Consider the following 25929-nt stretch of genomic DNA (forward strand, 5'->3'; position numbering starts at 1 on the left):
GATGCCGCCCCCCGGAGACGCCATGACCAGCGCCACCATCAACGAAACCCCCGACGCCTCGCGCCACTACCTCCACGATCTCGACCACCTGCCGTCGCTGACCGCCGAGGAAGAGATCGAGTACGCCAAACGCATCGAAGTCGGCCTGTACGCCGGAGAGCTCCTCGCCGCCAGCCCTGACCTGGAGGAGAGCGCCCGCACCGAACTGGAAACGCTACGCGCCCAAGGCGAGGCCGCCAAGCAGCAGATGATCCTGCGCAACCTGAGCCTGGTTGTCGACATCGCCAGGACGACCCGCCGCAAGGTCCTCCCGCTCGAGGACCGGATCGCCGAAGGCAACCTCGGACTCATCCACGCGGTCGAGAAATTCGACTATGCCCAGGGCAACAGGTTCTGCACCTACGCCACCTGGTGGATCAAGCAGAAGATCAGCCGGAGCCAGAACAACACTGGCCACATGATCCGCTTGCCGGACCACGTCCACGACGTGCTCAACAGCGCAGATGCGACCGCCCGGGCTCTGGAGGCCGAACTCGGCCGCGAGCCGACTCTGGCCGACGTCGCCGCCGAGACCGGCATAGCCGAACAGGACCTTGCCCAACTCCGGCAGGTGCGCAGCCGTCCGCTCAGCCTCAACAAACGCGTGGCCGAGGACGGTTCTGAGCTGCATGAGGTGCTGGCATCCCCAGCGCCCGACGTCGCAGACGCCGTCGTCGAGCGTGACCTGATTCGTGAACTCCTGACGGCACTTCCGCCCATCCAGGCGCAGGTCCTGGCGCTCCGCTACGGCTTGGCCGACGGTCACCCCTGCTCGTCGGCCCAGGTTGCCCACCACCTTCAGCTCAGCCGCCGACGCATCATCCAACTCGAAGGCCAAGCGCTGAAGACCTTGCGCGGACATGACCTCGCCGCGCTCCTGGCCGACCGCGACTAACCCGTCTTCATCTGGCACGGATGGCTCCCCGGGTTGGCCGCCGCCGAGCAGCATGCCACGGGCCCGCCCGCTGCGGAAGGCCAAGCCGCGCTGCGCGCGGTCGCCTACGGCGAGCCTTCCGCCGCTCCGCGGGACCCGCAGACCGGCTCGGTCGCAGGCGGCCCACCTCCAGGAGCCGCCTCCGCTCCACCTCGGGAGGCCACCATCAGCACCTTGCCGCAGCTCACGACTACGCCCCATGACCAGGTCGCCATCACGATCTGGCACAGCCGCACCAGCCGCTTCTCCACTTGGAACCTGAGCGACCCCATGGAGAAGGTCTTCACCTTCTTCATCCCGGCCGAGGCCACCCACGACCCCGAGCTGGTGCTGGAAGAAGCCTTCGAGACCTTCAACATCGGCCAGACCGCGCTGGCTCGCGACTACTTCTCCCGTCGCCTTCGCACTCTGTCGGTCGGTGACGTTGTGGCCATCGGCGAATCCGCCTGGGCATGCGACTCCGTCGGCTGGCGCCTCCTCCGGCAGGCGACCACGGAGGGCTGAGACCACCGGCGGCATTCCCCTTCTCGCCGCTGCCGGAGCGCCGGCAGCGGCCCGTACCACGATCACGGAGCTCGACGATGACACGAACCCAGACCACCAGGCGCCGCACCACCCACGCCCCGAAGCACGACGTTCCGGCCGCATCCGAGAAGGATCCGCTGGCCGGGGCCGGACTACCCCGCACACGCGTGGATCCCCCGCTCGCGCATCGAGGCCAACCCGAACAACAAGCGCAAGGACTACGACCTCAACGACGACTTCCTGCAGACGCTACGGGACGGCGACGGCCCGGAGATCGACTTCATCGTCTTCCCCTCCCCGGACACTCCGGGCATGTTCCGGCTCCACGACGGTCACCGTCGCTGGTTCGGTCTACAGCGCATCGAGGAGCTGAACGCCTCCGAGGCGCAGGAGGCAGGCCAGCAGCCGCCGCAGGGGGAACCGGAGGAGGAAGAGCGGGAGCTGGCCTACGCGTGCCGGATCAAGCCGGAGCTGACGCACGACGCGGTGGGGCAGCTGCTGGGGCAGGTGCGAACCGGTCGGCACGCCAAGGCGCTGAACGACCGGGAAACCGCCGCCGCCCTGTTCGAACTCGCCGAACAGGGCGTCACGCGCGAGATGCTCAAGCAGGCCACCGGCTGGTCGGCGCAGAAGGTCGCCCAGGGGATCCAGGCCGGGGCGCTGTCGGAGGCCAGCCAGGCCGCGATCGCCGAAGTACGGCCGAACTACACCCCCGACCTCAGGGACTACGAAGCCTGGTGCCAGCTCCAGCACGACCCCGACATGGAAGCTGAAGCGCTCGCGCACATGAAGAACTCCGGCATGTATCCCGAGCATGCAGCGAAGCTGGTCGTCCGGCAGCACCAGGAGAAGGCCACCTTCGAGCGGCTGCTGGCCGAGCACCAGGCGGCCGGCATCACGGTCACCGACGGACAACTGCCGGACGGGGCCGTAGAGCTCTACTCCCTGCCCCGTGACGACGACGGCAACGCGATGACCGCCGACAAGCATGCGCAGTGCCCTGGCCACGCGGCCTACTTTCCCTCGCTGACCAGTGCGAGCTACTACTGCGCGACGCCGTCCCTGCACGGCTATCAGCCCCCGGCTGGGCAGCCGCAGGCCAAGGCCCAGCTGCCGATGAAGAAGATCCGCCAGGGAAACACCGAATACCGGCTGGCGGTCGAGGAGCGCCAGAAGTTCTGGAAGGGCGCGCTCCGCAGCCGAACGGATCCCGATCAGCGGGTCCTCCGCATCGTGGTAGAGCTTCTCGAGTACGAGATGCCCGAACCGCTGCGGAGCAAGTTCGGCCAGATCCACACCACGGACACCTACAAGGACCTCGTGGGTCCTGTCGCGGACAATTGGATCGCCAACGCCCGTACGGCTCAGCTGACCTGGCGGCTGTTCGGGCGGTACGTCGCCACCATGGAATGGTGGATGGGCCAGCGCTACTCCGACTCGCTGTGGCGCCTGGACCGCAGCATGGCCAGCAGCCGGCGCGATGCGGCCCGATGGCTGCGCATCGCTGAGCAGCTCGGCCACACGCTCGCACCAATCGAGAAGGCCATCGTCGCCGGCGTCCAGTACCTCGACGACACGGCGGCCACCAACGACCTGAACATCGACGAGTCGGCGGCCGCGGACCCTGCCGAGGACCAGGCCGAGAACTTGGGAGGCGACCTCGAGGAGGAGGCGGATGAGGACTCCGACGAGGAACTGGATGAGGACCCGGACGACTCCGATGAGCTGTCGGACGTGACGACCGCCGCCTGAACGAGCCGACTTCCCGCGCAGGAGCCACTGCCCTGCTGAGCACGCTCGTCAACCAGCCAGGCTGAGGTGACCCTGCCATGCCGCAGGCCTGCCTGACGCACGCCCATCACCCAACGGCCGGCGCACCTGCAGCATCGGGCCAAGCCCCCCAGTGGCGTCGAGAACCCCTTGCGCGCTTGTCCCTGCGGCAGGGCCTTCTCGCCGGTGTCGAGAGCGCCCTTGGAACCGTCCCCTGGCTTCTGGCAGCCCACATCACGAACCCTGTTGCGAAAGGACCCCTCTGCCATGTTCAGGCAGCACGTCTGCCGTCCCCTCCTCCCGGAAGAGCGGCCATGAGCGGACGCAAAACGGCCAAGCCCCCGCCCGCCACGATCGAGCTGGCCCAAGACCCCGATGCCGTGGCCTCGCTGGAGCTGATGCGCCGGGTGCACCTGGCGCTGGAATCCCTCGACCCGCACCGTCAGAAGATCGAGAAGCTAAAAGCCGAGCTGAAGGCCGAACAGGAAGCGCTCAAAGCCCAGGAAGACAAGCTGCGCCAGCCGATCGACCTCGTGATCAAAGCGCTCCAGCCGCGCCTGGGCGCCGACGGCGTCGGCACCTTCAACGGCGTCCCGGTGGTACGCGGCCACCTGAAGCCGGGCAGCCGCAAGTTCAAAACCGACGACTTCTTCCGCGCCCACCCTCATCTCGCGCCGATGCGGGATACCTACACCTCCATCGGCGAACCCAGCTATGACGTCAAGATCTTGCCTGGCGCCTTTCCCGGCAGCTCGCCATGACCGTGATGGCCGCGCCCGACCCCTTCACCACGCTGTGCGCCGACATCGACCAGATCATCGGCTACGCCAGCACCCACCAGCCCCGCTCCCTGCAGCAGCAACTCGGCCCCTCCGACCTCGGCAGCCCCTGCGACCGACGTCTCGGCTTTCAGCTGGCCCGGATACCGCCGTGCAACTTCCCCTCCAAATGGGAGGCCTACATCGGCACCGCGGTGCACGCCAAGCTCGCCAGCGACTTCGCTCTCGTCCCGCTGCCCGACGGATCACCTCGCTTCCTGGTCGAACAGAAGCTGCCCATCGGCCACATCACCCCTGACGTGCTGGAAGGCACCAGCGATCTGTACGACCGCCTCACCGGCATCGTCTTCGACTGGAAGATCGTCGGCAAGGACAGCCTGGCCCGCTACCGCCGCCACGGGCCAGGCCCCCGCTACCGCATCCAGGACCACACCTACGGATTGGGGTGGCGTCTTCGCGGCTACCCCGTCCGCGCAGTGGGGATCGGCTTCCTGCCGCGCAGCGACCGCTACGACAAGCGGCTCTTCTGGCACGAGCCCTACAACGAGGCCATCGCCATGCACGCCATCCAACGCGCCAACGGCATCGCCGCGGCGATTGTTCAGTCTGGTCCGGCCATCGTGCCCCAGCTGCGGACGGCCGCCGACGACTGCTTCTTCTGCCCCTGGTTCAAGACCGGAACTGGCGACCTGACCCGCGCCTGCCCCGGCGATCTCGACCTTCCCCGCCCTTCCCGCCCGCTGGCGGACCTGTACCCCGCACCCAAGGAGCTGGCATGACCATGACCCCGCCCGACCCGCTCGCCTTGCTGCACGCCCCCTCCCACCCGGCGGAAGCGGCACCGGCGCCGGTGTACTACCCGCAGCCCGCAGAGGCGGGCGCGGCGACGCCCTACCCCGCCTATCCCCCGTCGACCGGATATCCCGCCGCCGCACCGGCGTCGTACGCGCCCGGCTATCCCGCCGCGCCCGGCGCTGCGGTTCACCCGGCGCAGGCCACGCCCGCCGCCTCGCCGTATCCGGCCGGAGTACCCGTCTACGGCTCCGACTACCCGATGCACGCCGTGGAGACCGAGTCCCACCGGCCGCCGGACGCGTATGAGTTCCTCATGAACGGCTGGCCCTCGGTCAGCTTCGATCACCCTGTCGGATGCACCATCACCGGCAAGATCATCCGTAAGCCCGAGGTGGTGCAGCGCACCGAGTACGGCACGAACCGGCCCATGTTCTGGCCGGACGGCCGGCCTCAGTGGCAGCTGAAGATCGTCCTGCAGATCGAAGAGTTCCGCACCGCCAACGATCGAGGCATCCGCGTCCTGTACGCCCGCTACCGCCTCAAGGACGCCATCCGCGCGGCCGTCGACGCCGCTCAGGTCGACTTCCTGCACATCGACGGCACGCTGACCGTCACCTACATCGGGGATCTGCCGCCGCGGCAGGCGGGTGCCAAGCCGCCGAAGGAATTCGCCGCCTGGTACGTCCCGCCGGTCGACGAAGGAAGCGCCGCGCTGACACCGCCGAGCGTGCCGCCGATCAGCGCCAGCGCGGCGCAGCCTGGGCCGGAGCTGCCCGCGCCCTCCGCCCAGCCCACGCAGCCCGTTTCGCCCGCACCGCCCGCGCCGGCAGGCTACCCGCCTGTCGGCACGCCCGCGCCCGCTCCTGCCTGGTCCGGCCAGCCGCTCCCACAGGCAGCGCCCCTGCAGCCGGCGGCTGTCCAGCAGCTCCGGCCCGGCCCGACACCGCTGCCCACGCAGGTTCCTCCGGCCCAGCCCCACACCTACGCGCGCCTGGCGGCCTAACGCCCTCACCCCGCCGCCCTCCGCCCGGTCTCCAGGCCGGGTGGAGGGCGCCACCCGGCACGCCACACCAAGGAAGGAGCGCTGATGCAAACCAAGGCCATGGGCATGGAACTGACCTTCACCGACGACAAGAGCAACAAGTTCTACCGCGTGATCATCGTGCGCGGCGCGGTGATCGTCTTGTTCGGTCCCAACAACGGCCGCTCCCGGGGGCAGGCCAAGGTCCACCCCTACCCGCAGGCAAACGCAAACGCCCTCATCAACGCGGCACGCGACCTGGCCACCGCCAAAGAACGAAAGGGCTACACGATCTCCCGCGACCTGGTGACCTTTCTCGTCGAGAGCGTGGATGTCCTGAGCTGCACCGACGGCGACAAGGACCGCAAGGACGCGGCCATCACCCGGATCGTCACGCAGTTCCTCGACGCCTCTACCTCCGCCGGAACCTCGCCCGCTGGAACGACGCCAGCGGCTTGAGCCCGGCCTCGCCCCCGCCCCTACCCGACCAACGCCCGGAGGTCTGTCCGTCATGTCCACACCGCTCGTCGATCAGTTCACCCGCGCCCGCAGCCAGATCGACAACGACTTCTTCAACCAGGGCATCGCCGCCCAGCCGGCATCCCCGCCGCCTTTGCCGCAGGTCGGACCTCAGCAGCGGCGCAACGGCGAGACGCACTACCCGCGCCAGATGGCCAACCATGAAGACCTCGCTCTGCTGCGTACGGCGCGCGACCTGCGGCAGCATGTCCTGCTGGGCGGGCCGCCCGGATGCGGCAAGACCGCCTCGGTCGAGGCCGCCTTCGACTCGCTCTTCGACCCCGCCACCAGCCCGGGGCTGCAGACGCTGATCGGCACGGCCGAGACGACCGTCGGTGACCTGCTCGGCACCTACCTGCCCGACCGAACGCCCGGAGTGGCGCCGGGCACGTTCACCTTCGTCTACGGCCCGCTGACCATCGCGGTGGCCTACGGCCTGCCGCTGCTCATCGACGAGATCACGCTGATCGACCCGGGCATCTTGTCGGCCCTGTACGCCGTCATGGACGGCCGCCCGCACCTGCTGCTGCCGGGGACCGACATCCCCCCGGTTCCGGTGCAGCCCGGCTTTTGCGTGTTCGCCACCTACAACCCCGACGCGCCCGGCTCGATCCTCAGTGAAGCGCTGGCCTCCCGATTCGCCCACCACTGGCAGGTCGGCACCGACTGGGACCTGGCGCTGGAGCTGGGGGTGCCGCCGGAGATCGTGCAGGTCGCCCGCAACCTCGACGGGCAGCGCCTCGACCGGAACAACGGCCTGCTCGCCTCACCACAGCTTCGTGACCTGCTGATCTTCCGCGACCAGGTCCCGCAGTTCGGCGTCGAGTACGCCGCCGGCACCTTGGCCGCCAAGGCCGCTCCGGAGAACCAGGACCAGATCCTGGAAGCCATCCAGATGATCTACCCCATGGCCAGCATCACCCGCCTGGGAGGCAGGTACGGCCGATGAGCCTCATCGAGGACCCCGCCGCACAGATCACTGCCCCACCGGCGAAGCGGAGCCGGTGGGGCAAGCGGCTTCAGCCCGCCCTGTCGCCCGAGGAACAGGCGCGTGATCTCGCCCGCGCCCGGCTGATCGCTCGGCTGAACCAGATCATGCTGCCGGTGACGGGCCGCCCGGACGTCCTGGCCACCATGGTGTGGGGAGCGCCGGACAACACGCCGCCGGCGTGGTACGACCCCGCCACCGCCACGATCACCTTCAACGCCGATCAGGTGATCCTGAACGACGCTCATCCCGATCAGATCGACCCCACTCACCCCCTGCGCCGCTTCGACCAGCCGGTCCTGATCGGCGTGAGCGCACACGAAGGCGGGCACGCGCGCTCGGAGTGGGACCTGAAGGCCATACGCGACCGATCGCCTTCGCCTCGCGTCATGGCGATCGCCACCTACCTGCTGGAGTCGTGGGCGGAGGCCGGTCAGCTGCGCGCCACCCCCGGCGCCGCCCCATGGCTGCGCACCGCGGCCCGGCACATCCTGCAGTTTCCGCCCACCGACCCGGACGCCGATGAGGACTATAAGCGTGCCCGCGCGCTGGTCGCCGCCCTTCTCGTCCTGGCCCGCGTCGACGCCGGCGTCCTGCAGCCCGGCGACACTATCGCCGTGGAAAGCATCGTCGTGGCCACGCTGGGCCAGCCCACCGTGGACGACCTGCGCGCGTTGTGGCAACAGGCTCTGGCGCTGGAGGACGGCGACGTCGAAGGCCTGTGCGCCATCGCGCAGCGCGTCGCCGACGTCATGGGCTGGCAGGACGAGCCCGACGACCACCCCGCGATGCCGGGCCTCATCTGCCACAGCGGCGGCGCCGCAACCGGCTGCCAAGGCGGAGGACTGACCGGCGGCAACGGACCTGGCGGCAGCGGCGACAGCCTGTTCGACGCCGTCTCCGATCTGGCTGGGGCGGTCACCCAGGACGCCACCGATGAGATCCAGGCCGAGCGTGAGGCCGCCTGGCAGGCCAACCGCCCCAACCCGCACATCCTCGCCGCGCAAGCCGACGAGGCGTCCGAACGAGCTGCCGCCCGCCAGGCGGCGCAGATCTTCGCTGATCCCATCACGTGTGACAGCAGCGGCCCCTTGCAGTCGCTGCGTGCGCCGACCGCGGCTGAACAGGCCGCGGCCGCCCACCTGGCAGAGCAGCTGCGGCTGGCCGGACACCGGTCCGCCGCGGTGGCATGGGTTCCCCACGACGCGCCGCCCGGACGCCTCGACCCGCGTCAGGCGATGGCCGCCGCGGCCCAGCGCTCTCGAGGTCTGCCGGTCACGGCCAAGCCGTTTCAGCGGCGACAACGCACCCGCATCCCGCAGCCGTTCCTGCGGATGGGGTTCGCCGCCGACGTGTCGGGATCCATGGGCAACACCGCGGACGCGTTGGCCTGCGCGGCGTGGATCTGCGCCCAGGCCGTACGTTTAATCGGCGGCCGGACCGCGGCCCTGGCGTGGGGCAGCACCGTCACCCCGCTCATCCGACCAGGCGCCTCACCCAGCCACGTGCCGGTCCTGTCCACCCCCGAGGGAACGGTGGTGCTGCCCGAGGCGATCCGCGCCCTGGATGGAGCGCTGTCGCTGTCGGAGTCCGGCAGCGGCGACGCCCGCCTGCTGATCATCGCCTCCGACGGCGACTTGGCCGGATCCGACGACGACGACGAAGACCCCGCCGTCATCTCACAGAGCCTGGTCGATCGGCTGCGCCGCCACGGCTGCGCGGTCCTATGGCTCTGCCTGGACGGCCGCCCCCGCGTCCTGGACGGCGCGGTGCCGGTTGAAGCCCACGACCCGGTCAGCGCCGCCCGCGCGATCGGCCAGGCCGCCGCCGAGGCCCTCCGGCGGGCCGGCCGGTGACCCACCTCGGGAGCCGTGATGCCGCCTCGTTCCAGCTCGGCGAGGCGGCATCACGGCCTTCACTCCCAAGGAGCCGCCGATGGCAACCAGCACCTCTGGCATCGCGCCGCTGACCATCGCCCGCTGGTGTGCCGGCAACGGATGGCCGGTTCATCCGCTCGCGCCCGGCGCCAAGATCCCCGCACGCAACTGCCGCACCTGCCAGGAAACCGCCCACGACCCACGAGAATGCCCCTGCATCCGCCAAGGACGCTGGTGCCACGGCTTTCACGCCGCCACCACCGACACCGCCCGCATCCAGCAGTGGTGGCGACGCAATCCGCGCTTCGGAGTGGGCGTGGCCTGCGGGACGCCGTCCGGCCTGATCGTCATCGACATCGACACCCACGCCGACCTGCTGCCCACGCCGGAGCAGATCCTGCCCGGCCTGATCCCGCCCGCGCACGTCGACCCGGTCGAGGTGGCCACCGGCTTCGACGCCCTGAACCTGCTGGCCCGCCATCGCCACGCCAACAGCCCCGCACACGACACCTCCACCATGCGGGTGCGCACCCCCTCAGGCGGCCTGCACGTCTGGTACCAGCTCGACGGCGAGGACCGGTTTGCCTGCTCCACCGGCTCCAGCCCCTCGCGCGGCTCCAGGCCCGTGCGAGCGCTGGCCTGGCAAGTGGACGTGCGTGCCAGCGGCGGCTACATCATCGCGCCCGGCGTCACCACCCGCGCCGGCCCCTACACCCTGCTCGGCCGGACCCGCCGCCCCGCCGCCCTGCCGGCCTGGCTGCGTCACGACCTGCTCCGCACCGGACACCGCCCCCGCGACAACCCTCCACCCACCAGTGGCCTTCGCCCGCTACGCGCGGACACGCCAGACTCAGCCGGGCTGCTGGCCCTGTCCACCCTCCTGGCCGACGTGGCCGGATGCGCCGCCGCCGCCACCGGCACCGGCTTCGCCGACAAGCTCAACCGGGCCGCCTACACCGCCGGCGGCCTCGTCGCCGCCGGACGCCTGCGCCACGACGAAGCCGAACACGCCCTGAGCCAGACCGCCACCCACGCCCGGCCGCAGCAGAGCCGACGGATCGCGAACATCATCCGCTCCGGCATGAACGCAGGCCTTCGCCACCCGCTTCAGCCCGACCATCACCGCTAGAACGCGCGGACGGCGGACACCTCCCTCACCGGCCGCAGCCCGGACCCAACAGCCAGCCGGCCCGAACCGCAGCCCGGCCCACCCGGCCTGCGCCGCCTTGCCAACCCCCGCACGCCAGGCGTGCAGGGGTTGCGCGACAACCAGGAGACGACCATGTCCATCCCCCCTGAAATCACCGCCGAGGAGGTCCTCGCCATCGCCACCACGCTGTCGCGCCTCACCGACGCCGACGTCGACACCTCCCCTCTGGCAAGACTCGACGAGATATCCGAGGACGAAGCCGTCAAGGTGATCGACGACATCTTCTGCGAGATCCTCTACGACGGATTGGACGGATGAGCCGCCGCGCCCCCCGCCGCCTGGCCAGCCGCTCGACGCAGGACAGCCTGATCACGCCAGACGAGCCAACCGGCCTGGCCACTGACGCCGCCCGGGGAACGCTGACCCACCCCGACCGAACCGGCCGACAGGCCATGCGCGAGGCAGGCGTTCACTACCTCAACCTCAGCCGGGGCCAGCTGTGCGCCGGGCACGTGCCCAATCCCCACTTCCTGCGGCTGCAATCCACCTGGTGCGAGCAGAAACGCTGGGCCGACATCCTATGGACGCTCGGCCCCGACTTCTACATCAACTTCGCGCGCGGTCCGGTGACCGTCCACGACGTGAGCGAGCGGCCCCGCACCACCCGAGCCTGCTGGCAGGGGCTGGCGTGGGTGCGCTTCGCCTGCGAACGACTGTGGGAAGGCCCCGAACACCCGGCCATCGGCCGCAACGGCCAGGACATGACGCCGTAGTTCACCGGGGAACTCGGCCGCCTCGACGACCGCGTCAGAACCTTCGTCCGCTACTTCCGCAGCCACTACCAGGGCCGGCCGCTGAGCCTCGACGTCTGCTCCGGCCTATCCACGCAGACGGCCGACGGCCCCGCCCTCCTCGCGCAGCACTGATCAGCGGGCCATCCGACACTCCTCGGATCCATCTCGTTCCGTGCGCGATACCGCGCTCGGCTTGCGGCGCTTCGCCGACCTGAGCCCCCCCTCCACGGTCACCGGAATGGAGACCTTGTGCATTCGACCACTACGTCCGTCCTGACCAGCTCAACCAACGAACTGATCTACACCGTAAAGAAGCCGGTCTCCGGCAAGCCGGCCCTTATCCGGCGAGACCGATTCCACGCCTGCCTCCTGCCGGGCCGGCTCCACCTCACCTACACTTCCAGCCCACCGGGGCCTGGGCGGCCACCTGGCGGGTTACCGGTGAGGCGGCCACCTCCAAAGGCATCGGGCTGAACCACCAGGCCACCCAGATGAGCACCGACCTCCCCCAGGACGAATGGCCGGACTGGATCATCGCTGAGATCGCCACCTACCGGCCCCCGACTCTGCCGGAGGCTTCCGCACTCGCCGTCCTCGGACCGCTACGTCCCCTCCTGCTGCCTCAGACCCTCCTGGAAGGCGTCATCGCCGGACTGCGCGCTGCCGTGGCGGAGTACCGCGATCGCAGCGGATGCCCCGACTGCCGCCGCACCGGCGAGATCTGCCCAGAGCACTTCGCCGACGAGCAGCGTGCTGCCGCTTGGGCGGCCGCCGAACACCTCCTCGCCGCAACCACGCGGCCCGAGACGGGCCCGGATCAGCCTCCTCTCCCGATCCGGGCGGCCCAACCGACCCCGTCCTGAGCGAGCCGAGGCACTCCCAGCCAACAACCTCGACCCCACACCATCGTGACGGCCCGCAACCGCACTGTCCGGCTGCCCGGCCTCGAAGACGACCCCGGGATCCTCCAGCAGGGACCGGCCGCCTTGCATCGTTGCGGCCCCGCTCCCTCCCGGGGTCGCCACCCCCTGACACCCGACCAATGAAGGAAGAAGCATGCCCACGACCACCGTGGAACCCGGCGTCTACACCAAGGACGGCCAGGTATACGAAGTGAAGCAGAGCCGCCGCTTCGCCGGTTCGCTCACCATCAAGAGGCTGGAGGTGTCGCGCGGCAAGCTGCGCCGCCGCCCCTCCCCCATTCGCGTTGAGGATCTGTCCTCATCCGACGCGATCAGCGAGGAGCAGGCCGCCGCGTTCGGTCACGAGCACGGCATCTGCGCCTGCTGTGGGCGGGCGCTGAGTGACCCCGAGTCCGTCGCGAAGGGCATCGGGCCCGTGTGCCTGGCCAACCTGCGCAGGATGCGAGGCGCGCGATGATCCCCGGTGAGGTCAAGGTCGGAGACCTCGTTGGTTATCTGCTCAGCCCCAGCATTCGCGGCGTGCCGTCCAGGTCGAGGTCACGAAGATCGAGCCCGCGCAGCACGGCCTGCCGTGGCTCACGGTTGCCCTCACCAGTCACTCGCTCAATCCGATCGGCCGGGGCTACAAGGTCGGCGCCGAGTTCCGCACCGTCAACGATCGCGGGTCTGAACTGGTGCCGTGGCGCGAGCCCCACGAGGTGGCATTGCCGCGCTACGACGTGGCCGCCAAGGGCCGAATCGGGGTGACCCTCCCGGCCGACCACCCCTACACCCACCTCGCCAATCACACGCTGACCCTGGAGAACGTGCCGAGGTCGCGACTGACTGCCGTGTGCGAGGTGCTCAACGAGGTGGTGCGCGCCGGCTTCGAGTCGTACGCGGAGGCCCATCACCACCGCACCTACACCTTCAGCCAGAGCACCGGCGAGGTGGCGTGGCGATTCACTCGCGACATCGACCCCGACTGGCCGGCGCCGACCGTGCTTCTCGGCGGGCTTCGGCCGAAGTACACGGCTCGCCTGATCGCAGAGGAATGCACGCGAGCCTTCGACCTGGGAGCGGTGTCATGACCCTGATCGCCATCGACCCCGAATGGCTGGCACAGGCCCAGCGCGCCCACCATCTGCTCACCCAGCGGCAGCATGTGATCACCAACGCGCTCCGGCGCCACGCCGAGGCCATGTCCGAGGCGGCGGAAGCCGCGCGCGCCAGCCACGCAACAGGAGCGGACACATCCCTGATCAGCAACCAGGGGTTCGCCCAAGCGGCCAGCATGCTCGCAGACACCGCCCAGGCGGAACGCGAAACGGCCGACGAGATCGACGACTGGATGGCTGCAGGCGCTCCATGAGCTTCCCCGGCCACCGCTTCGCCCACGACCTGACGGCATGACACCGGGCCCCGACCTCCTCCCCGGGAAGAGGTCACCACCCCATGAACGCTCTCGGCCACTGGCCCGCCGCCGAGGCCATCCCCGTCGTGGTCGCCGCCCCACCCCACGCTCGCGCTAGACAACCTGGCCACGCGCCAATCCCCCGAGGAGGAGAACCGGCGGCGGCTCGCCGTACGGCACCAGGCCACATGGCAGGCCCTCGCTCACACCCCCGAGGGGTCCAGCCGACCCCGTCCTGAGCGAGCCGAGGGACTCCACACCAAGAACCTCGACCGAAGCAGTGGCAAGCACACCGCGCCCCCAACCTCCGCCGCACCCCGCACCCGCGCCCCCGCAGGCAGGCCAGGTGCCCTGCGGGCTGCGGCGGCTTCGCACCGCACCGCCCTTGCGTGCCCCGTGCGCTCTCTCCGCGGCTACGACTGCGAGGAACCCATGAAGATCGTTTTGTCCTACGGGCTCGGCGCCGACAGCACCGCCATCCTGCTGCGATGGCTGACCGAGCCCGAGACCCGCGGATTCTCTCTGGACGACCTGATCGTCATCACCGCGCAAACCGGTGACGAGCACGTCGATACGGCCATCCTGGTCGAACAGCACATCTACCCGCTGCTGGCCGAGCACCGCATCCGGACCGTGCAGGTCGCCCGCGGCGGCCGATACGAACGCGACGGCATCGTCGTCCTGGACGACACCCGCGAGCCGATCCTGTGCCTGACCTCCGGTGGACCGTACACCCTGGCCGATGAGATGGAGCAGAACGCGACCGTTCCGCAATCGGGCAACCGCGCTCACTCGATCAAGTTCAAGGGCTGGGTCATCGACCAGTGGATCGCGGCCAACCTCGGCACGGACGAACCGTTCGTGCACGTCATGGGCTACGAAGCCGACGAGCTGGATCGTATCCAAGGCGACAGCGACAAAGGCCTGCCCAATCGCCTGCCGACCTATCCTCTTCTGTCCTGGTCCTGGGACCGCGATGCGTGCGAAGCGTTCATCCTGTCCGTGCTTGGTGTGCGCTGGGCCAAGAGCTGCTGCGTCCGCTGCCCTTTCGGATACGCGCAGGGCAGCCGGGACCGTACGGTGCTGCGGCTGCAGCGCAATCCGCACCAGGCGGTCGGCGCGCTCGTCATGGAGTACCTGGCGGTGGCGGTCAACCCGCGCCAGGGCCTCCTGGCCGGCAAACAGCTCTACCACCTGCTCGCTTCCACACCAGGCTCACAGGACCTGCTGGCCATGTTCGAAGACCGCCTCGATGAGCTGCCGTGGGCGATCTACGAGGTCAGACGCGCCTTCTCCGCCAAACGCGGGGACGCGATGGCGCGGGGCACCACCCGCCGCTCTCTGCGGCGGCTCGTCACCGGCACCCGGGCTGAGATGGTGGCCGAGATCGCACGAGCTGCGCACCTGCTCGGCCGCCGTCTCGACAGCGACGGTAGGCACTACCGCGTGTGGGCCCGCGAGCGGAACCTGCTGTTCCCGTGCGTCGAGCAGGCGCTGGTCGCGGCACCGGCGCTGGCCCATGACAAGACGCACCCCACCTTCGACAAGGCCTGGCAAGCCGGCCTGCTCGGACCCCGTCAGCTCGCGCTGGCGCTCTGAACGCACGCGCGAGAGCCGCTACTCGGCTCCGCCGGCGGACGGTCCGAGCAGCAGCAGGACCGCCATGGCGGAAGGTGACTACCAGGTCCTCCCCGCGGCGGCCGGTGTCTCCTCGGAGGCCGACGGCGACGGCGACAGCGCATGCCCAGCCGATGAGTGCGCGGTGCTGCCCGGCGACGAAGCCGACGTCGTCGGTTCGCCAGACGGCTGGGCAGGTGAGCGGCGAGCTCGGCCCGCTCGCCGTCCTCGCGAGGGCGCGGGAGCGGAAAGGTCTACCTCCTGCCGGATGCCCAGCGCGCGCAGATCCGCCTCGCTCCATCCCCGCTTGGTCGCTCTGGCGTAGCACTCTTCACGGGCGCGCGCTGTCTCGGCCAGCTTCCCCGCCAGTTCGGCGACCTTGCTGTCCAAGGTGTCGAGCTCGAGGAGAACGTCGATCCGGCCTTCCAGCATGGAACGGGCCCGGCCTTCAAGATCCGACTCTCTGACTTGCTTGCTGACTTCCATAAAAGATCACGGTAAGGCGCGCGTGGGCGGGAGGGAAGACCTTTCGGTTTCTCCCGACATTCCCGGCTTGCTTCCGCCTCTGACGGTTGGGCCAGGGACCCTGCCCCGGATCCAGAAAAGGAGCATCGTGTCCGACCTCACCCTGTTTGACCTGACGAACGACCAGTGGAACGCCGTCATCGCCGAGCACCCCGTGCCGGCGGACTTCGCTGTCAGGACCGTCGACGACATCGCCAGCGTGCTGTCGGCCGCCCGGGGCGCCCTGGCGGACCGCGACCCTGGCGATCTGCTGGCATGCCCCGCCTTGATGGACATCAACATCTGGGAAGTCGTGGAGGACGACGAGGATGTCTTCATCGTCGTCGTCCAGGTAAGTCCTCATGCCGCGTGGGCGAGCAGGCCGCTGCACATCAGGTCGGTCATCGCTCACGGAGTTCGCGGATCCGATGCCGCCCGCACAGCCCTGGAGCTGCTGCTGGCCACCCGCAACGACCTCCTGATCGAGACTGCAGCCGTTGACGCGGCCGCCGACAGCCTCGCCGCCTACGCCACCTCCATCGGCGTACAGGAAGACGCCCTTGACGAGATCGTGCACGAGACCGGCAGCGCCGCCGCGGCGATGACGAACAACGGCGGCACCGGCACCCAGATCGCCTACCTGACTCAGCAGTACTGGCCCCGCGGAGCGCTCGACCTCATCCGGCGCGCCGCGCAAGCCCGCCTAGCCCCGGTGCTGGCCGCCGCCGGCTGAGCCCCGGACCAGGCCATGATCGCGCCAGAAGCGGCCCTGCCGACATCGGCGCGCCCCATTTCGTCCAAGGAGAACCTGTTGAACCAGCCGCTCATCCCTCGCCGCGCCGACGAAGGAGCCTAGATGGCCGTCGTCCGCACCCGCACCGTCACCCTCATCGCAACCACCGGCCGCGTCATCGAGGTTGAGGCCGACGTCGGCCACGGGCAGGCCCGATTCCATCTCATCGGGCTGCCTGACACGCACCTGCCCGAGATCCGTGACCGGGTCCGAGCGGCCACCATCAACAGCTCACTCCCGTGGCCGAAGATGCGCACCACGGTCAGCCTCTACCCCGCCAGCCTGCCCAAACGCGGAACCCAGCTCGACCTGAGCATCGCCGTGGCCATCCTGGCCGCGACAGGCGTGATATCGGCCGCCCGCGTCGCTGCCACCTTCTTCCTGGGCGAGCTGGGACTCGACGGCCGCATCATCCCTATCCGCGGCGTGCTGCCGGCGGTGCTCGCCGCCGCCGCGACCGGCGACGCCGTGGTGGTCGTGCCCACCGCCAACGCCAGCGAGGCCGCCCTCGTACCAGGCGTCCAGGTGGTGCCCGTCGACGACCTGCAGCAGCTGGTGACCTGGCTGCGCGACGACCGCCACCAGCTGCCGCCCGTCCCCGCCCCCGTCGCACCCCCGTCCGGGCCCGAGGCCGACCTGGCCGACATCGCCGGCCAGGCGCAGGCCCGCAAGGCGCTGGAGATCAGTGCCGCAGGCGGCCACCACCTCCTCATGATCGGCCCGAACGGCAGCGGGACGACGATGCTCGCGGAACGTCTGCCCACCCTGCTGCCCGACCTGGACCCCCAGGACGCCTACGAGGTGACGGCGCTTCACTCCATCGCCGGCACCTTGCCGCCGCACCCGCCGCTGATGACCCGGCCGCCTTTCATCAGCGCCCACCACACCGCCTCGCCCGCGGCGATCTTCGGCGGCGGCCGCACCGTCGTCCGGCCGGGAGTCTGCTCGCTGGCCCATCGCGGCATCCTCTATCTGGACGAGGCTCCGGAACTGCCAAGATCGGTGCTGGACGAGCTCCGTCAGCCGCTGGCCGCCGGGCAGGTCACCATCGCCCGATCCGCCGGCACCCTGACCTTCCCGGCACGATTCATCCTCGTCCTGGCCGCCACCCCATGCCCCTGCTCGGCCCCCGCTGGCGTCGAACACTCCTGCCAGTGTTCGACGGCGGTTCGCCGCCGCTATCTGGCCCGGCTGTCCGGAGCGCTCGGCGACCCGTATCGCCATCACCGTCGCCCTCACCCCGCCCCGTCCCCAGGACGTCGCCGCCCGCCGCGAGCGTCGCGAGAACAGCCGGGCGGTCGCCGAGCGCGTGCTGCACGCGCGGCGACGCGCCGCCCAGCGCTTGGCCGCGACGCCGTGGCGGACCAATGCGGAGATCCCGGCCTCAGCTCTCCACTCCGACTTCCGCCTCTCCGGCGCGGCGCTGAAGCCGATCGCCGCATCGGTGGACCGCGGCGCGCTCAGCGCCCACGGAGTCGACCAGATCCTGCGCATCGCTTGGACACTCGCCGACCTCACCGGAAAAGCAGCGCCGGACCGCGACGATGTCGCCGCCGCGCTGGCTCTGCACCACGGCGACGACGTCAGGACATGACAGAGACCTGACCTGCTCACGGCAGGCAGAGCGGGACCCCTCCGCCGAGAAAGCTACCCCGGGTCGGAATCGAGGCCTGTTCCCTGCTTCACCAAATCTCCAATGATCTTGAAGTGGAGGAGCAGTGGACCTGCGGCTACCACCCAGCGCACAGAGACCCGCATCCCCGAAAGAAGCGATGACATGGACACCGACCTGCCGCGCAGCAACTTCTACGCCATTCCGCCCAGCCCCGCGAACCTCCTGATCAGTGCGCCGACCGCCGAGGGGCCGCGCTGGGAACTGCACATCGCCTACGACGAGGCCGGACCGGTGCTCCAGGCCCTCGCCGAGATCTGGCCGGCCTCAGTTGAGGAGATCATCCGACGGTGCCGACTGCTCGGCCTGCAGCACCGCCCGTACCAGGCCAAGCGCATCATGACGAGCGCGGACGTGATCGCCGACGATCTGCGGACCCGGATCACCTCCGGCGAGCTTCGCCTCCACCACCGCTTCCCGACCGAGCGCGAGCTGATCGAGCACTACGACAGCAACACCGAGGTGGTCCGAGCCGCCAAGAGCCTCCTGATCGACGAAGGACTGATCGGGCGCGCTGGGCGCGGGACGAAGGCAGGGCTCACGGTCCTGCGTACGCCGCCAACGACCTCGGCCTGAAGGGAATCACACGAGAGGGGTTTCCCCGAGGACGAGACCATGGCCGCTGAGCTGGCCAAGGTAGAGAACTTCAACATCCGCGCCGCGCACACCGACGGCGAGATGCTGACCCTCATCGCTGAGGTCGCCAGCGCTCGATGCCGGCAGCCGATCGACTACGACAAGCCCTTCGGGGCCATCACCGCTCTGCACGTCACCCTGGAGCGGATCGCGGCCCTGGCCTCGCGTAGCAGTCGCTACCCCCGCTGAATGCTTCGCCGGGCGGACTCCCCCACCCCCGGCTCCTCTTCCCGGAAGGACTGCGGATGTTCAACTCCTCAGCGAAATGCCCGTGGCCTCCGAAGGTGATGGAGGCGCTCCATCGGATCGACGAGCTCGTAGGCTGCCCGATCTGGCTGGACCACGTGGCCGGAGCCGATGATCACCTTGTCGTGGTACCCATCGAGGGGATCGGTACCCTCACGGTCGGTGACCAGGACGGGCCCCTCACCTGCGACCTCGATGATTTCCGCGGCTTCAGCGTCGCGCTTCAGGACAACGACGAGCACTTCGTGGGAGTCGTGTACTCCTCTCCCACACGAGATGTTGACGCACTGATTGCATGGCTGAGCACCTACCTCCACCAGCTGACTACGCCCGGCCACGCCGAGCCGGAAGACAGCGGCCATGGGCACACCGAGTAAGGCCGAGGCTTCCGCCGACCCCAACATTCTGATCGGGCACCGGCTCAAGGTCCACTTCAACCTGCACACACACACCGCTGGTCGGTGACCGCGCAGGCTGGTCCGGACAAAGGCCGGGTGATCGCCAACGTGCCCGCCATCGAGCTCGTCGACGTCATCTTCAAAGTGTCCGAGGTGGGTCGGGCTCGCTCTCACCGGCTGGGCCATCGAACTGTGCACGCATGGGTGCTGGGCACCGTGACAGCGCTGCCCGAGGCGGTGGTCCTGGATGGCCTGACCCAGGTGACCTACAACCCGGCACCCGAACGGCCTGCGACTTTCACCGGCCCGGACGGCGTTCCCGTACGGCAGGCCGCCCGGGTGCTGTTCGCCTGCGCGCCGGACAACCCAGCCCGAGGCTACGCATGGGTGTGATCACCAGCTAGCCGAGGTGGTCGTGACGATCAGCCGGGCCGAGCTGTTGCAACACACTGAGGCCGAGCTCGTGACAGTGGCCTGACCTGGTGTGCATAACGCCGTACTAGGTGGAGTACGCCGAAGGCAGGTGAGTCACCTCACCCCATGCCACCAGCGCAGACAGGGCGCACGTCGGTGGATGACTTCCCGAGAGTCCTGTGATCCCCCAGGTCGAACACCGGCGCCCGCCCTGGATCTACGGCGGAGACCTCTGCGCGCGTCAAGGCCCAAAACCGCGGCCTTGACCCACTCCGAGGCATCCGCCGTCCACGACAACCAGGCGCCGGAGTTCGACCCGGCTGCCCTTCCGCCGATGGCGACAACGCCCGAACCAGGGAGGCCCCTTGTCTGATCAGGACCTTTTCGCCCGGCTCATCCTGCAGCGGATCGCCGACCCCGAGGACCGGCGCCTGGGCCACCTGGTCGCTCAGCTCACCCCCGCCGGGGCTGTCGAGGCGCTCCGCAGCAGCGCGAGCCTGGTCCAGTACGCCCCGCCCGTGCACGACGACGGCGACGAAGAACGCTGGGCGAAGGCCTGCCGGCGGTGGCGGTCCCGGCTGGTCACGGCCAACCCGGAAGCCGACCTTCAGGCGGGGCATGAACTGGGCGCTGACCTGGTGACTCCCAGCGACCCCGACTGGCCCGCCGAACTGAACGACCTGGGTGTGTCGGCGCCGCACGCGCTGTGGGTGCAGGGCAAGGCTCCACTGGCGGGCGCCTTCAGCCGATCCGTTGCGATCGTCGGATCCCGGGCAGCGACCTCCTACGGTCGGCACGCCGCCACCGAGTTCGCCACCGCGGTCGGCGAGGCCGGGCTCAGCGTCGTCTCTGGTGCCGCTCTCGGCGTGGACACGGCCGCGCACCAGGGCGCCCTGCTGACCGACGCGGCGACCATCGCGGTGCTGGCCTGCGGCGTCGACATCGCCTACCCGCAGGTGAACAGGGTCCTGCTAGAGCAGATCCAGCAGCAGGGCGCTGTGGTCAGCGAGTACCCGATCGGCAGCCATCCGAGCCGAGCCCGGTTTCTGGCCCGTAACCGGCTGGTGGCCTCCTCGCTCGCCACGCTCGTGGTCGAAGCCGCTACGCGCAGCGGGTCTATGAACACCGCCACCCGAGCCCGTGAACTTGACCGGGTCCTCGCGGCGGTGCCAGGTCCCGTGACCTCCTCCCAATCGCACGGAAGCAACGACCTGCTCGTCGGCGGGAACGCCCACGCCGTGCGCCACCCGCTCCACCTGCTCAGCCTTCTCCAGGCCTGACCCCCGCTCCTAAGCCCTCGCCGGGTCAACCGCTCGGCGAGGGCTTCGCCATGCCCTCCCCTGCTACCCGAAGGAAGCGCCGCCCATGAGCAACAAGCGGATCACCGCCGAGCAGGCCACCACGAAATACGGCGAGGACGTGATCTACACCCTCGCCGAATCCCGCAAGGCCATCCCGAGATGGGGAACCGACGGCCGCACCTACGACGCCAAGAAACTCTCGCGCGCCAGGTCATCCCCGGCCGGCCCTCTCCCAACCGTCTCTGGACGCAGGAGCATACGCGCCGCAGCCCAGAACGCGAAGGAACCGCCTCCCATGAGCCTGCTCCGCCAGATCCGCCACACCCGCGACACGCTGCGATGGATCCTTCTCACCCCCACCAGCAGCATCGAACTGCGCATGACCACCAGCTGGGCGGCGATCCTGCACCGCGGCGAAGCCGACATTCCCGCCGGGCGCCGCCGCCGACCTCGCCGCCGCGGTCCACGTCCACCTGAGTGCCGTGCACGACCTGATCCACGCCCCGCGATCTCGATAGGAGCCACGTGCCCCATCACGCCATTGCCCAGCTCACCGGCAGCCGCAGCCACCAGTGCGACGCCGCGGCCACCTGGACCAGCGGCTCTACGCGCGCCTACGTCCTGCTCGACGGCATCGGCTCCTCCTCCACGGTGCGTGCCTGGACCCGCCAGTTCGCCGAGGTCCTGGCGTGCGAAGCCGCGATGCGCACCGACGCTGAACAGGGGCTGCGTGCCACCCACACGCTCGCCGCAGCCGACCGCCGCCGCCTTGTCGCCGACGGTGGCGACAAGGTCGGGGCCGTCGCCGTCGTCGCCCTCATCGACGGCGATGTCCTTCAGGTGGCCTGGTGCGGAGACGCTCGCGCCTATCTGCTGAGCCCCGGGCAGCCGCTGCGGCGGCTGACCAAGGACCACAACCAGCGCCAGGTCGCCCTCGATCACGGGCGGGAGCCTGCCTCCAACGCCCGCAATGTCGTCACCTCCTACCTCGGTCAGCTCACCGAGTATCCGGCCATCGGCACCGACACGCTGCTGCTGCCCGGCCCGAACGACCGGTTGCTGCTGGCCTCGGACGGCGCCTACGAGCCGCTGGAAGCCGCTGGACTCGACCTGGCCACCTACCTGCAGGGCCCTGCAGAGCAGGCAGCGACCATCCTGACCACGGCTGCCATCGACCATGCCGATTCGCGAGCGGACAACGCCTCAGCCCTCGTCGCCGACCTCAGCCGTGTGCCCGTCAGAACCTCCCGCCGTGCCACGGCCACGAGGCAGCGATGATCGATCGCTTCTCCGGGCCGAACTGGATCCTGTCCAACTTCGCGCGCATCCCCGTCACGCTGTATTCCACGCTCGAGGAAGGGTGGATCACCTACGCCACCGCCGAGCACGCCTTCAACGCGGCCAAGACGCTCAATCCGGACGAGTGCCGCTGGGTCGCGGACGCGCCGGCCGACGATCCCGGCGAAGCCAAGCGGCGCGGCCGCCGGGTCACCCTGCGGCCCGGATGGGACACCGACGTCCGCTACCGCGCCATGGCCGCCATCATCGCGGCCAAGTTCACCCCCGCCTCCAGCGCGGCCTACTTCCTGCTCGGCACCGGCAAGGAGGAGCTCGTGGAAGGCAACACCTGGCATGACAACCACTGGGGCAACTGCCGGTGCGGCCGCGCCGCGTGCGCCCCGGTCGGCCTCAACCACCTCGGGCAGCTGCTCATGAAGCACCGTGCCCTGCTGCGCACCCCCGCCGGGACGGCGGCCCGGTAGCACCGACCACCACCCTGCCAGCCCGCCACCCCAGCTCACCCCCGCCGGGAGATGACAGGCGGCGGCCCGGCCATGGCGGGCACGGAGCTCCGGCACCTCCCTGGGGCTACGGCGAAACCGCCGCGCAGCGCCTCAAGGCCGCCACACCCGGACGGTCCTGAGGCACTGGGCGGTATCCCGCCGTCGAAACGAACCAGATGCCCAGGCTCCTCACCTGAGCAGCCCATCCACGACGAACCCGGAGGTTGGATGTCGCGTACCACCAAGGACCAGGTCTTGTGGCGCATCAACAACGCCTGCCGCATCGGCCAGCTCGACCCGGACCCGGACCGCTTCGACGAACTGCAGGCGGAGCTGTGGGTCACCCACCCCGAGGCCCGCCCCTACATGAGCAGCGGCCGCTTGCACCGGCCCAAGGCACGTCCCGATGTTGTCCGCGAAGAGGGCTGGTGTCCCGAACGGCGCCGTGTCCGAGACGCCTGCCTGGCCGCCGCCCAGGAGTACAACGCCTGCGGCCAGGTGGTCACCGAGCCGCCCGCCGTCCAGCACCGCCAGGGAGTCAACGCCTACGCGTAGCAGAGGCTGGCGGCTTCGACCGGCACGTGCCCGAGCAGCCTCGGGCACGTGCCGACAGCGTCTCGACCCAGGGCCGAGACCTCTCCACCCCTCTGACCACTTTCCCTCATTCGGAAGGCGTTGACATGTTCGACCTGAAGACCACCGGGCTGAAGCCCGCCCCCACCGCGACAGCCATGGCCCTGATCATGAGCATCCTCGCCGGCTGCGCCGCCCTCACCGGCTGTGCAGCCACCACGGCGCCTACCGCGCCTCCTGCCACCGGCGTGGTGATTGACACCGACTACGACCCTCCGGGCTTCACCAAGAAATGGGGATGCCGCAAGGTCGGCGCCACGACCGTCTGCGGCTGGAAGAAGGACAAGGCCACGCCTGCGGACTGGGACATCACCGTCCAGTACGGCACGGCCAAGCCGCGCGAGATCCCCGTTCCGGAGGCCGTCTTCCAGAGCTGCCCGAAGGGCGCTTCCTACCCTGCCTGCGCCACCGGCCGCCGATAGCGGCACCCCACAGCGCGTGCACCCCACGACCTCGGTCCGGGTGGTAGGGCGCGCGCTCCCCCTCTGGATCCCGGGAGATCGATGCCGTCACTTATCCCGCTTTCCTCCGTACCAGCGGAGGCACGCCTTGACGTCCTCACCGCTTCCCTCGCCCCGGTCTTCGAGCAGATCGAATGGGCAGAGGACGAGGTGCAGCTGGCCATGAAACGCCACCCGTGGGCCGCCGACACCCTGTGGCACAGCTTCTCGATCCTCAAGGCGACGAGGGTGCTTCTGCGCTGGGAACTCCCCTACCGGGCACACTGCCGTGAACTTCTCGATCGGGTCGCGGCCGGGCTGGACACCCGACCCGGCACCAGCGCCGAGATCCTGTCCGTCGCCAGCGACATCAGCAAGATCAACCCGATGAACGCGACCGGCTTCGGCACCTACATGCGCGCGCTGCGCCAGGCCCTCCTCGAGGTGTACGCCGCGGTAAAGCCCACCCTGGCCATCGATCGGCACAGCCTTCACGAAGCTCTCCACAGCGAACGCATCGACAGCCTGGAGGGCGAGGTGCGTCATCGGCTGACCGTCCACGATCGCAGCCTCGACACCATCACCTGCGCCGGCCGCCATCACGGCGAGCCAGCCCTGTGCCGGTATGCCACAGCACCTGACCACATCGATGCCGGCGGGCCTTCCCTCGCCGACCCCTTCCGTCCCGTGCTGGCCTCGGCCACGGACGGCCGAGTCCACCACGTCTACCGTTTCGCCAACGGCTTTGGCGCTTCCATCGTCCGCGCCACCGAACGCTCCGGTGTTGAACTGGCCGTTGTCACCTGGGAGAGCACCGCATCGGCGGATGACGACTACCACGTGACCGACCAGACGCCGATCACCAACGACGTGGTCGCTCGCCTGACGCCCGAGGAACTGACTGATCTGCTGGTGCGTATCCACGCGCTACCCCGCTCGTTGCCCGGCCCTGCACCAGCGGAGCTGGCGGGGTGACCGGCGCAGAGACCGGCGTGGTGGCTCTGTAGACGCTGCTGACCGACCTGCCGGAAAACCTCGAGGGGTCGCATCGTCGGCCCGTGATGCGAACGGGCACCTCCTTTGGCCGCTTCGGCGTGGGCCGCGCGGCACCGCAACCCCCTGGAGGAGCGCTACTCGCATGCTCAAACTCACCAAGGAGCAAGCCCGCCGCCATCGTGAAGCAACCGACCTGATCGACTCCGCCCACACCCTGTCATACGACGAGGTCGAGTTCGTGCTCACCCATTGGCAGGAAGCCTCGACCGTCACCAATCCGCTCGACAGCGCGTTCTTCACCTCCGTGCAGATGGCCAAGGACCTCGCGCTGTACGCATCCGGCCCCGCGTGATCGACCTGTGCGCCGGAATCGGTCACATGAGCTGGGGCTTTGCCTGCCGCTACGACAACGACTGGGATCGCGACAAGCCGCCCCTGCAGCTCGTGTGCGTCGAGAAGAACCCGCACTACGTCGCCGTTGGCCGGCGTCTGCTGCCTGAGGCCACCTGGATCTGCGGCGATGTATTCGATGTGCTGTCCATGGGCCTGGGCCGCTTCGACACCGCCCTGGCCAACCCGCCGTTCGGGGGCACCGCACTCAACGGCCGCTCCAGCCCTCGCTACCGCGGCCCCCTGTTGGAGTACCACGTCATCGACCTGGCCGCGCACCTGGCGCGGCTGGGGGTCTTCATCATCCCGCAGGCCTCGGCGTCCTACCTCTACAGCGGCGTTCCGCGGACCGAACGCAACACCTTCCCTCGCCTGCAGCAGTTCATCCGCCAGACCGGCATCGAGCTCGGTTCGAGCGCGATCGACGCCACCTACTACCTCGACGAATGGCATGGCGTACGGCCCAGCGTCGAACTGGTCCGGGCCGACTTCAGCGAAGCCGGACATCCCGCCTCACAACCTGCGCGACCGGCTGTCCCTGAGCCCGCCAAGGCCACGAAGCCAGGCATGCCTGACCCGCTGTTCTAACCAGCCGGTC

Annotated in this window: 31 protein-coding genes and 2 pseudogenes; 32 read left to right on the forward strand and 1 reads right to left on the reverse strand. The window is 69.6% G+C overall.

Annotated features, from left to right (window positions below; translation table 11 throughout):
- Positions 1–22: 22 nt before the first annotated feature.
- The 17 genes from FHR33_RS48555 to FHR33_RS48635 all read left to right on the forward strand — a co-directional run bounded on the left by FHR33_RS48555 (position 23) and on the right by FHR33_RS48635 (position 15106).
- Positions 23–934: a sigma-70 family RNA polymerase sigma factor gene (locus tag FHR33_RS48555; protein WP_183663037.1), complete on the forward strand. Its 912-nt coding sequence runs from the start codon at positions 23–25 to the stop codon at positions 932–934.
- A 213-nt stretch (positions 935–1147) separates the two neighbouring features.
- Entirely contained in the window at positions 1148–1477 is a 330-nt protein-coding gene (locus FHR33_RS48560) for a hypothetical protein (RefSeq protein ID WP_183663040.1), read from the forward strand.
- A gap of 333 nt (positions 1478–1810) precedes the next feature.
- On the forward strand, positions 1811–3250 hold the full coding sequence (locus FHR33_RS48565) for a hypothetical protein (protein WP_183663043.1): 1440 nt from the start codon (positions 1811–1813) through the stop codon (positions 3248–3250).
- 332 nt (positions 3251–3582) lie between these two features.
- Complete coding sequence (locus FHR33_RS48570) at positions 3583–4029, forward strand: hypothetical protein (RefSeq protein ID WP_183663045.1); 447 nt, start codon at positions 3583–3585, stop codon at positions 4027–4029.
- On the forward strand, positions 4026–4826 hold the full coding sequence (locus FHR33_RS48575) for a hypothetical protein (RefSeq protein WP_183663048.1): 801 nt from the start codon (positions 4026–4028) through the stop codon (positions 4824–4826). The genes FHR33_RS48570 and FHR33_RS48575 overlap by 4 nt, the downstream gene beginning before the upstream one ends.
- A complete protein-coding gene (locus tag FHR33_RS48580; RefSeq protein WP_183663051.1) occupies positions 4823–5845 on the forward strand; it encodes a hypothetical protein in 1023 nt (340 codons plus the stop codon). Before FHR33_RS48575 ends, FHR33_RS48580 begins: the two co-directional genes overlap by 4 nt.
- A gap of 84 nt (positions 5846–5929) precedes the next feature.
- Positions 5930–6322, forward strand: a complete 393-nt coding sequence (locus FHR33_RS48585; RefSeq protein ID WP_183663054.1) for a WGR domain-containing protein — start codon at positions 5930–5932, stop codon at positions 6320–6322.
- Between the two features lie 52 nt (positions 6323–6374).
- Positions 6375–7331, forward strand: a complete 957-nt coding sequence (locus tag FHR33_RS48590) for an AAA family ATPase (RefSeq protein ID WP_183663057.1) — start codon at positions 6375–6377, stop codon at positions 7329–7331.
- Complete coding sequence (locus FHR33_RS48595) at positions 7328–9226, forward strand: hypothetical protein (RefSeq protein ID WP_183663060.1); 1899 nt, start codon at positions 7328–7330, stop codon at positions 9224–9226. Before FHR33_RS48590 ends, FHR33_RS48595 begins: the two co-directional genes overlap by 4 nt.
- 79 nt (positions 9227–9305) lie before the next feature.
- Positions 9306–10376 carry a bifunctional DNA primase/polymerase gene (locus FHR33_RS48600; RefSeq protein ID WP_221242736.1) on the forward strand — a complete coding sequence of 357 codons (1071 nt, stop codon included), beginning with the start codon at positions 9306–9308 and terminating at the stop codon, positions 10374–10376.
- Positions 10377–10529: 153 nt separating this feature from the next.
- Positions 10530–10715, forward strand: coding sequence for a hypothetical protein (locus FHR33_RS48605; protein WP_183663064.1), 186 nt, complete (start codon positions 10530–10532; stop codon positions 10713–10715).
- The gene (locus FHR33_RS48610; protein ID WP_183663067.1) at positions 10712–11170 is read left to right on the forward strand and encodes a hypothetical protein; all 459 of its coding nucleotides are present in this window, start codon (positions 10712–10714) and stop codon (positions 11168–11170) included. The genes FHR33_RS48605 and FHR33_RS48610 overlap by 4 nt, the downstream gene beginning before the upstream one ends.
- Before the next feature lie 512 nt (positions 11171–11682).
- Complete coding sequence (locus FHR33_RS48615; protein WP_183663069.1) at positions 11683–12054, forward strand: hypothetical protein; 372 nt, start codon at positions 11683–11685, stop codon at positions 12052–12054.
- A 193-nt stretch (positions 12055–12247) separates the two neighbouring features.
- Positions 12248–12571: a DUF6011 domain-containing protein gene (locus FHR33_RS48620; protein ID WP_183663072.1), complete on the forward strand. Its 324-nt coding sequence runs from the start codon at positions 12248–12250 to the stop codon at positions 12569–12571.
- A 241-nt stretch (positions 12572–12812) separates the two neighbouring features.
- Positions 12813–13184: a hypothetical protein gene (locus FHR33_RS48625; protein ID WP_183663075.1), complete on the forward strand. Its 372-nt coding sequence runs from the start codon at positions 12813–12815 to the stop codon at positions 13182–13184.
- Positions 13181–13465: a hypothetical protein gene (locus FHR33_RS48630; RefSeq protein ID WP_183663077.1), complete on the forward strand. Its 285-nt coding sequence runs from the start codon at positions 13181–13183 to the stop codon at positions 13463–13465. Before FHR33_RS48625 ends, FHR33_RS48630 begins: the two co-directional genes overlap by 4 nt.
- A gap of 474 nt (positions 13466–13939) precedes the next feature.
- Positions 13940–15106 (forward strand): hypothetical protein, encoded by a 1167-nt coding sequence (locus FHR33_RS48635; protein WP_183663079.1) that lies wholly within the window; start codon positions 13940–13942, stop codon positions 15104–15106.
- 78 nt (positions 15107–15184) lie between these two features.
- On the opposite strand, the gene FHR33_RS48640 is transcribed toward FHR33_RS48635, so the two are convergent.
- Complete coding sequence (locus tag FHR33_RS48640) at positions 15185–15610, reverse strand: hypothetical protein (RefSeq protein ID WP_183663081.1); 426 nt, start codon at positions 15608–15610, stop codon at positions 15185–15187.
- A gap of 127 nt (positions 15611–15737) precedes the next feature.
- Here FHR33_RS48640 and FHR33_RS48645 point away from each other — a divergent pair, with 127 nt between their 5' ends.
- The 15 genes and pseudogenes from FHR33_RS48645 (at position 15738) to FHR33_RS48710 (ending at position 25919) form a co-directional block, all read left to right on the forward strand.
- Positions 15738–16361 carry a hypothetical protein gene (locus tag FHR33_RS48645; RefSeq protein ID WP_183663083.1) on the forward strand — a complete coding sequence of 208 codons (624 nt, stop codon included), beginning with the start codon at positions 15738–15740 and terminating at the stop codon, positions 16359–16361.
- A 123-nt stretch (positions 16362–16484) separates the two neighbouring features.
- A pseudogene (locus tag FHR33_RS48650) lies at positions 16485–17573 on the forward strand (YifB family Mg chelatase-like AAA ATPase); the annotation flags it as partial.
- A gap of 157 nt (positions 17574–17730) precedes the next feature.
- Complete coding sequence (locus tag FHR33_RS53075) at positions 17731–18015, forward strand: magnesium chelatase subunit ChlI family protein (RefSeq protein WP_312896123.1); 285 nt, start codon at positions 17731–17733, stop codon at positions 18013–18015.
- A gap of 183 nt (positions 18016–18198) precedes the next feature.
- Positions 18199–18669 (forward strand): GntR family transcriptional regulator, encoded by a 471-nt coding sequence (locus tag FHR33_RS48655; RefSeq protein ID WP_183663085.1) that lies wholly within the window; start codon positions 18199–18201, stop codon positions 18667–18669.
- Positions 18670–18708: 39 nt separating this feature from the next.
- Positions 18709–18918: a hypothetical protein gene (locus FHR33_RS48660; RefSeq protein WP_183663087.1), complete on the forward strand. Its 210-nt coding sequence runs from the start codon at positions 18709–18711 to the stop codon at positions 18916–18918.
- A gap of 56 nt (positions 18919–18974) precedes the next feature.
- Complete coding sequence (locus FHR33_RS48665; protein WP_183663089.1) at positions 18975–19352, forward strand: hypothetical protein; 378 nt, start codon at positions 18975–18977, stop codon at positions 19350–19352.
- 78 nt (positions 19353–19430) lie between these two features.
- Positions 19431–19766, forward strand: a pseudogene (locus FHR33_RS48670) (L5-gp82 domain-containing phage-derived protein); the annotation flags it as partial.
- Between the two features lie 386 nt (positions 19767–20152).
- A complete protein-coding gene (dprA, locus tag FHR33_RS48675; RefSeq protein ID WP_183663105.1) occupies positions 20153–21067 on the forward strand; it encodes a DNA-processing protein DprA in 915 nt (304 codons plus the stop codon).
- Between the two features lie 546 nt (positions 21068–21613).
- Entirely contained in the window at positions 21614–22366 is a 753-nt protein-coding gene (locus tag FHR33_RS48680; RefSeq protein WP_183663108.1) for a PP2C family protein-serine/threonine phosphatase, read from the forward strand.
- On the forward strand, positions 22363–22851 hold the full coding sequence (locus FHR33_RS48685; protein ID WP_183663111.1) for an NADAR family protein: 489 nt from the start codon (positions 22363–22365) through the stop codon (positions 22849–22851). Before FHR33_RS48680 ends, FHR33_RS48685 begins: the two co-directional genes overlap by 4 nt.
- Positions 22852–23100: 249 nt before the next feature.
- Positions 23101–23427, forward strand: a complete 327-nt coding sequence (locus tag FHR33_RS48690; protein ID WP_183663114.1) for a hypothetical protein — start codon at positions 23101–23103, stop codon at positions 23425–23427.
- 125 nt (positions 23428–23552) lie between these two features.
- Positions 23553–23927: a hypothetical protein gene (locus FHR33_RS48695; protein WP_183663115.1), complete on the forward strand. Its 375-nt coding sequence runs from the start codon at positions 23553–23555 to the stop codon at positions 23925–23927.
- Positions 23928–24008: 81 nt separating this feature from the next.
- Positions 24009–24920: a hypothetical protein gene (locus FHR33_RS48700; protein ID WP_183663118.1), complete on the forward strand. Its 912-nt coding sequence runs from the start codon at positions 24009–24011 to the stop codon at positions 24918–24920.
- A 163-nt stretch (positions 24921–25083) separates the two neighbouring features.
- Entirely contained in the window at positions 25084–25293 is a 210-nt protein-coding gene (locus FHR33_RS48705; RefSeq protein WP_183663120.1) for a hypothetical protein, read from the forward strand.
- A gap of 26 nt (positions 25294–25319) precedes the next feature.
- Positions 25320–25919, forward strand: coding sequence for a class I SAM-dependent methyltransferase (locus tag FHR33_RS48710; protein ID WP_183663123.1), 600 nt, complete (start codon positions 25320–25322; stop codon positions 25917–25919).
- Positions 25920–25929 lie beyond the last annotated feature (10 nt).

Source organism: Nonomuraea dietziae, assembly GCF_014195505.1.
GTDB classification, from domain to species: Bacteria; Actinomycetota; Actinomycetes; order Streptosporangiales; family Streptosporangiaceae; genus Nonomuraea; species Nonomuraea roseola.

Coding starts and splice junctions, on each gene's coding strand:
- FHR33_RS48555 (WP_183663037.1), top strand. CDS start 23: ATGACCAGCGCCACCATCAACGAAACCCCCGACGCCTCGCGCCACTAC.
- FHR33_RS48565 (WP_183663043.1), top strand. CDS start 1,811: ATGTTCCGGCTCCACGACGGTCACCGTCGCTGGTTCGGTCTACAGCGC.
- FHR33_RS48570 (WP_183663045.1), top strand. CDS start 3,583: ATGAGCGGACGCAAAACGGCCAAGCCCCCGCCCGCCACGATCGAGCTG.
- FHR33_RS48575 (WP_183663048.1), top strand. CDS start 4,026: ATGACCGTGATGGCCGCGCCCGACCCCTTCACCACGCTGTGCGCCGAC.
- FHR33_RS48580 (WP_183663051.1), top strand. CDS start 4,823: ATGACCATGACCCCGCCCGACCCGCTCGCCTTGCTGCACGCCCCCTCC.
- FHR33_RS48585 (WP_183663054.1), top strand. CDS start 5,930: ATGCAAACCAAGGCCATGGGCATGGAACTGACCTTCACCGACGACAAG.
- FHR33_RS48590 (WP_183663057.1), top strand. CDS start 6,375: ATGTCCACACCGCTCGTCGATCAGTTCACCCGCGCCCGCAGCCAGATC.
- FHR33_RS48595 (WP_183663060.1), top strand. CDS start 7,328: ATGAGCCTCATCGAGGACCCCGCCGCACAGATCACTGCCCCACCGGCG.
- FHR33_RS48600 (WP_221242736.1), top strand. CDS start 9,306: ATGGCAACCAGCACCTCTGGCATCGCGCCGCTGACCATCGCCCGCTGG.
- FHR33_RS48605 (WP_183663064.1), top strand. CDS start 10,530: ATGTCCATCCCCCCTGAAATCACCGCCGAGGAGGTCCTCGCCATCGCC.
- FHR33_RS48610 (WP_183663067.1), top strand. CDS start 10,712: ATGAGCCGCCGCGCCCCCCGCCGCCTGGCCAGCCGCTCGACGCAGGAC.
- FHR33_RS48615 (WP_183663069.1), top strand. CDS start 11,683: ATGAGCACCGACCTCCCCCAGGACGAATGGCCGGACTGGATCATCGCT.
- FHR33_RS48620 (WP_183663072.1), top strand. CDS start 12,248: ATGCCCACGACCACCGTGGAACCCGGCGTCTACACCAAGGACGGCCAG.
- FHR33_RS48630 (WP_183663077.1), top strand. CDS start 13,181: ATGACCCTGATCGCCATCGACCCCGAATGGCTGGCACAGGCCCAGCGC.
- FHR33_RS48635 (WP_183663079.1), top strand. CDS start 13,940: ATGAAGATCGTTTTGTCCTACGGGCTCGGCGCCGACAGCACCGCCATC.
- FHR33_RS48640 (WP_183663081.1), bottom strand. CDS start 15,610: ATGGAAGTCAGCAAGCAAGTCAGAGAGTCGGATCTTGAAGGCCGGGCC.
- FHR33_RS48655 (WP_183663085.1), top strand. CDS start 18,199: ATGGACACCGACCTGCCGCGCAGCAACTTCTACGCCATTCCGCCCAGC.
- FHR33_RS48660 (WP_183663087.1), top strand. CDS start 18,709: ATGGCCGCTGAGCTGGCCAAGGTAGAGAACTTCAACATCCGCGCCGCG.
- FHR33_RS48665 (WP_183663089.1), top strand. CDS start 18,975: ATGTTCAACTCCTCAGCGAAATGCCCGTGGCCTCCGAAGGTGATGGAG.
- FHR33_RS48685 (WP_183663111.1), top strand. CDS start 22,363: ATGATCGATCGCTTCTCCGGGCCGAACTGGATCCTGTCCAACTTCGCG.
- FHR33_RS48690 (WP_183663114.1), top strand. CDS start 23,101: ATGTCGCGTACCACCAAGGACCAGGTCTTGTGGCGCATCAACAACGCC.
- FHR33_RS48695 (WP_183663115.1), top strand. CDS start 23,553: ATGTTCGACCTGAAGACCACCGGGCTGAAGCCCGCCCCCACCGCGACA.
- FHR33_RS48700 (WP_183663118.1), top strand. CDS start 24,009: ATGCCGTCACTTATCCCGCTTTCCTCCGTACCAGCGGAGGCACGCCTT.
- FHR33_RS48705 (WP_183663120.1), top strand. CDS start 25,084: ATGCTCAAACTCACCAAGGAGCAAGCCCGCCGCCATCGTGAAGCAACC.
- FHR33_RS48710 (WP_183663123.1), top strand. CDS start 25,320: ATGAGCTGGGGCTTTGCCTGCCGCTACGACAACGACTGGGATCGCGAC.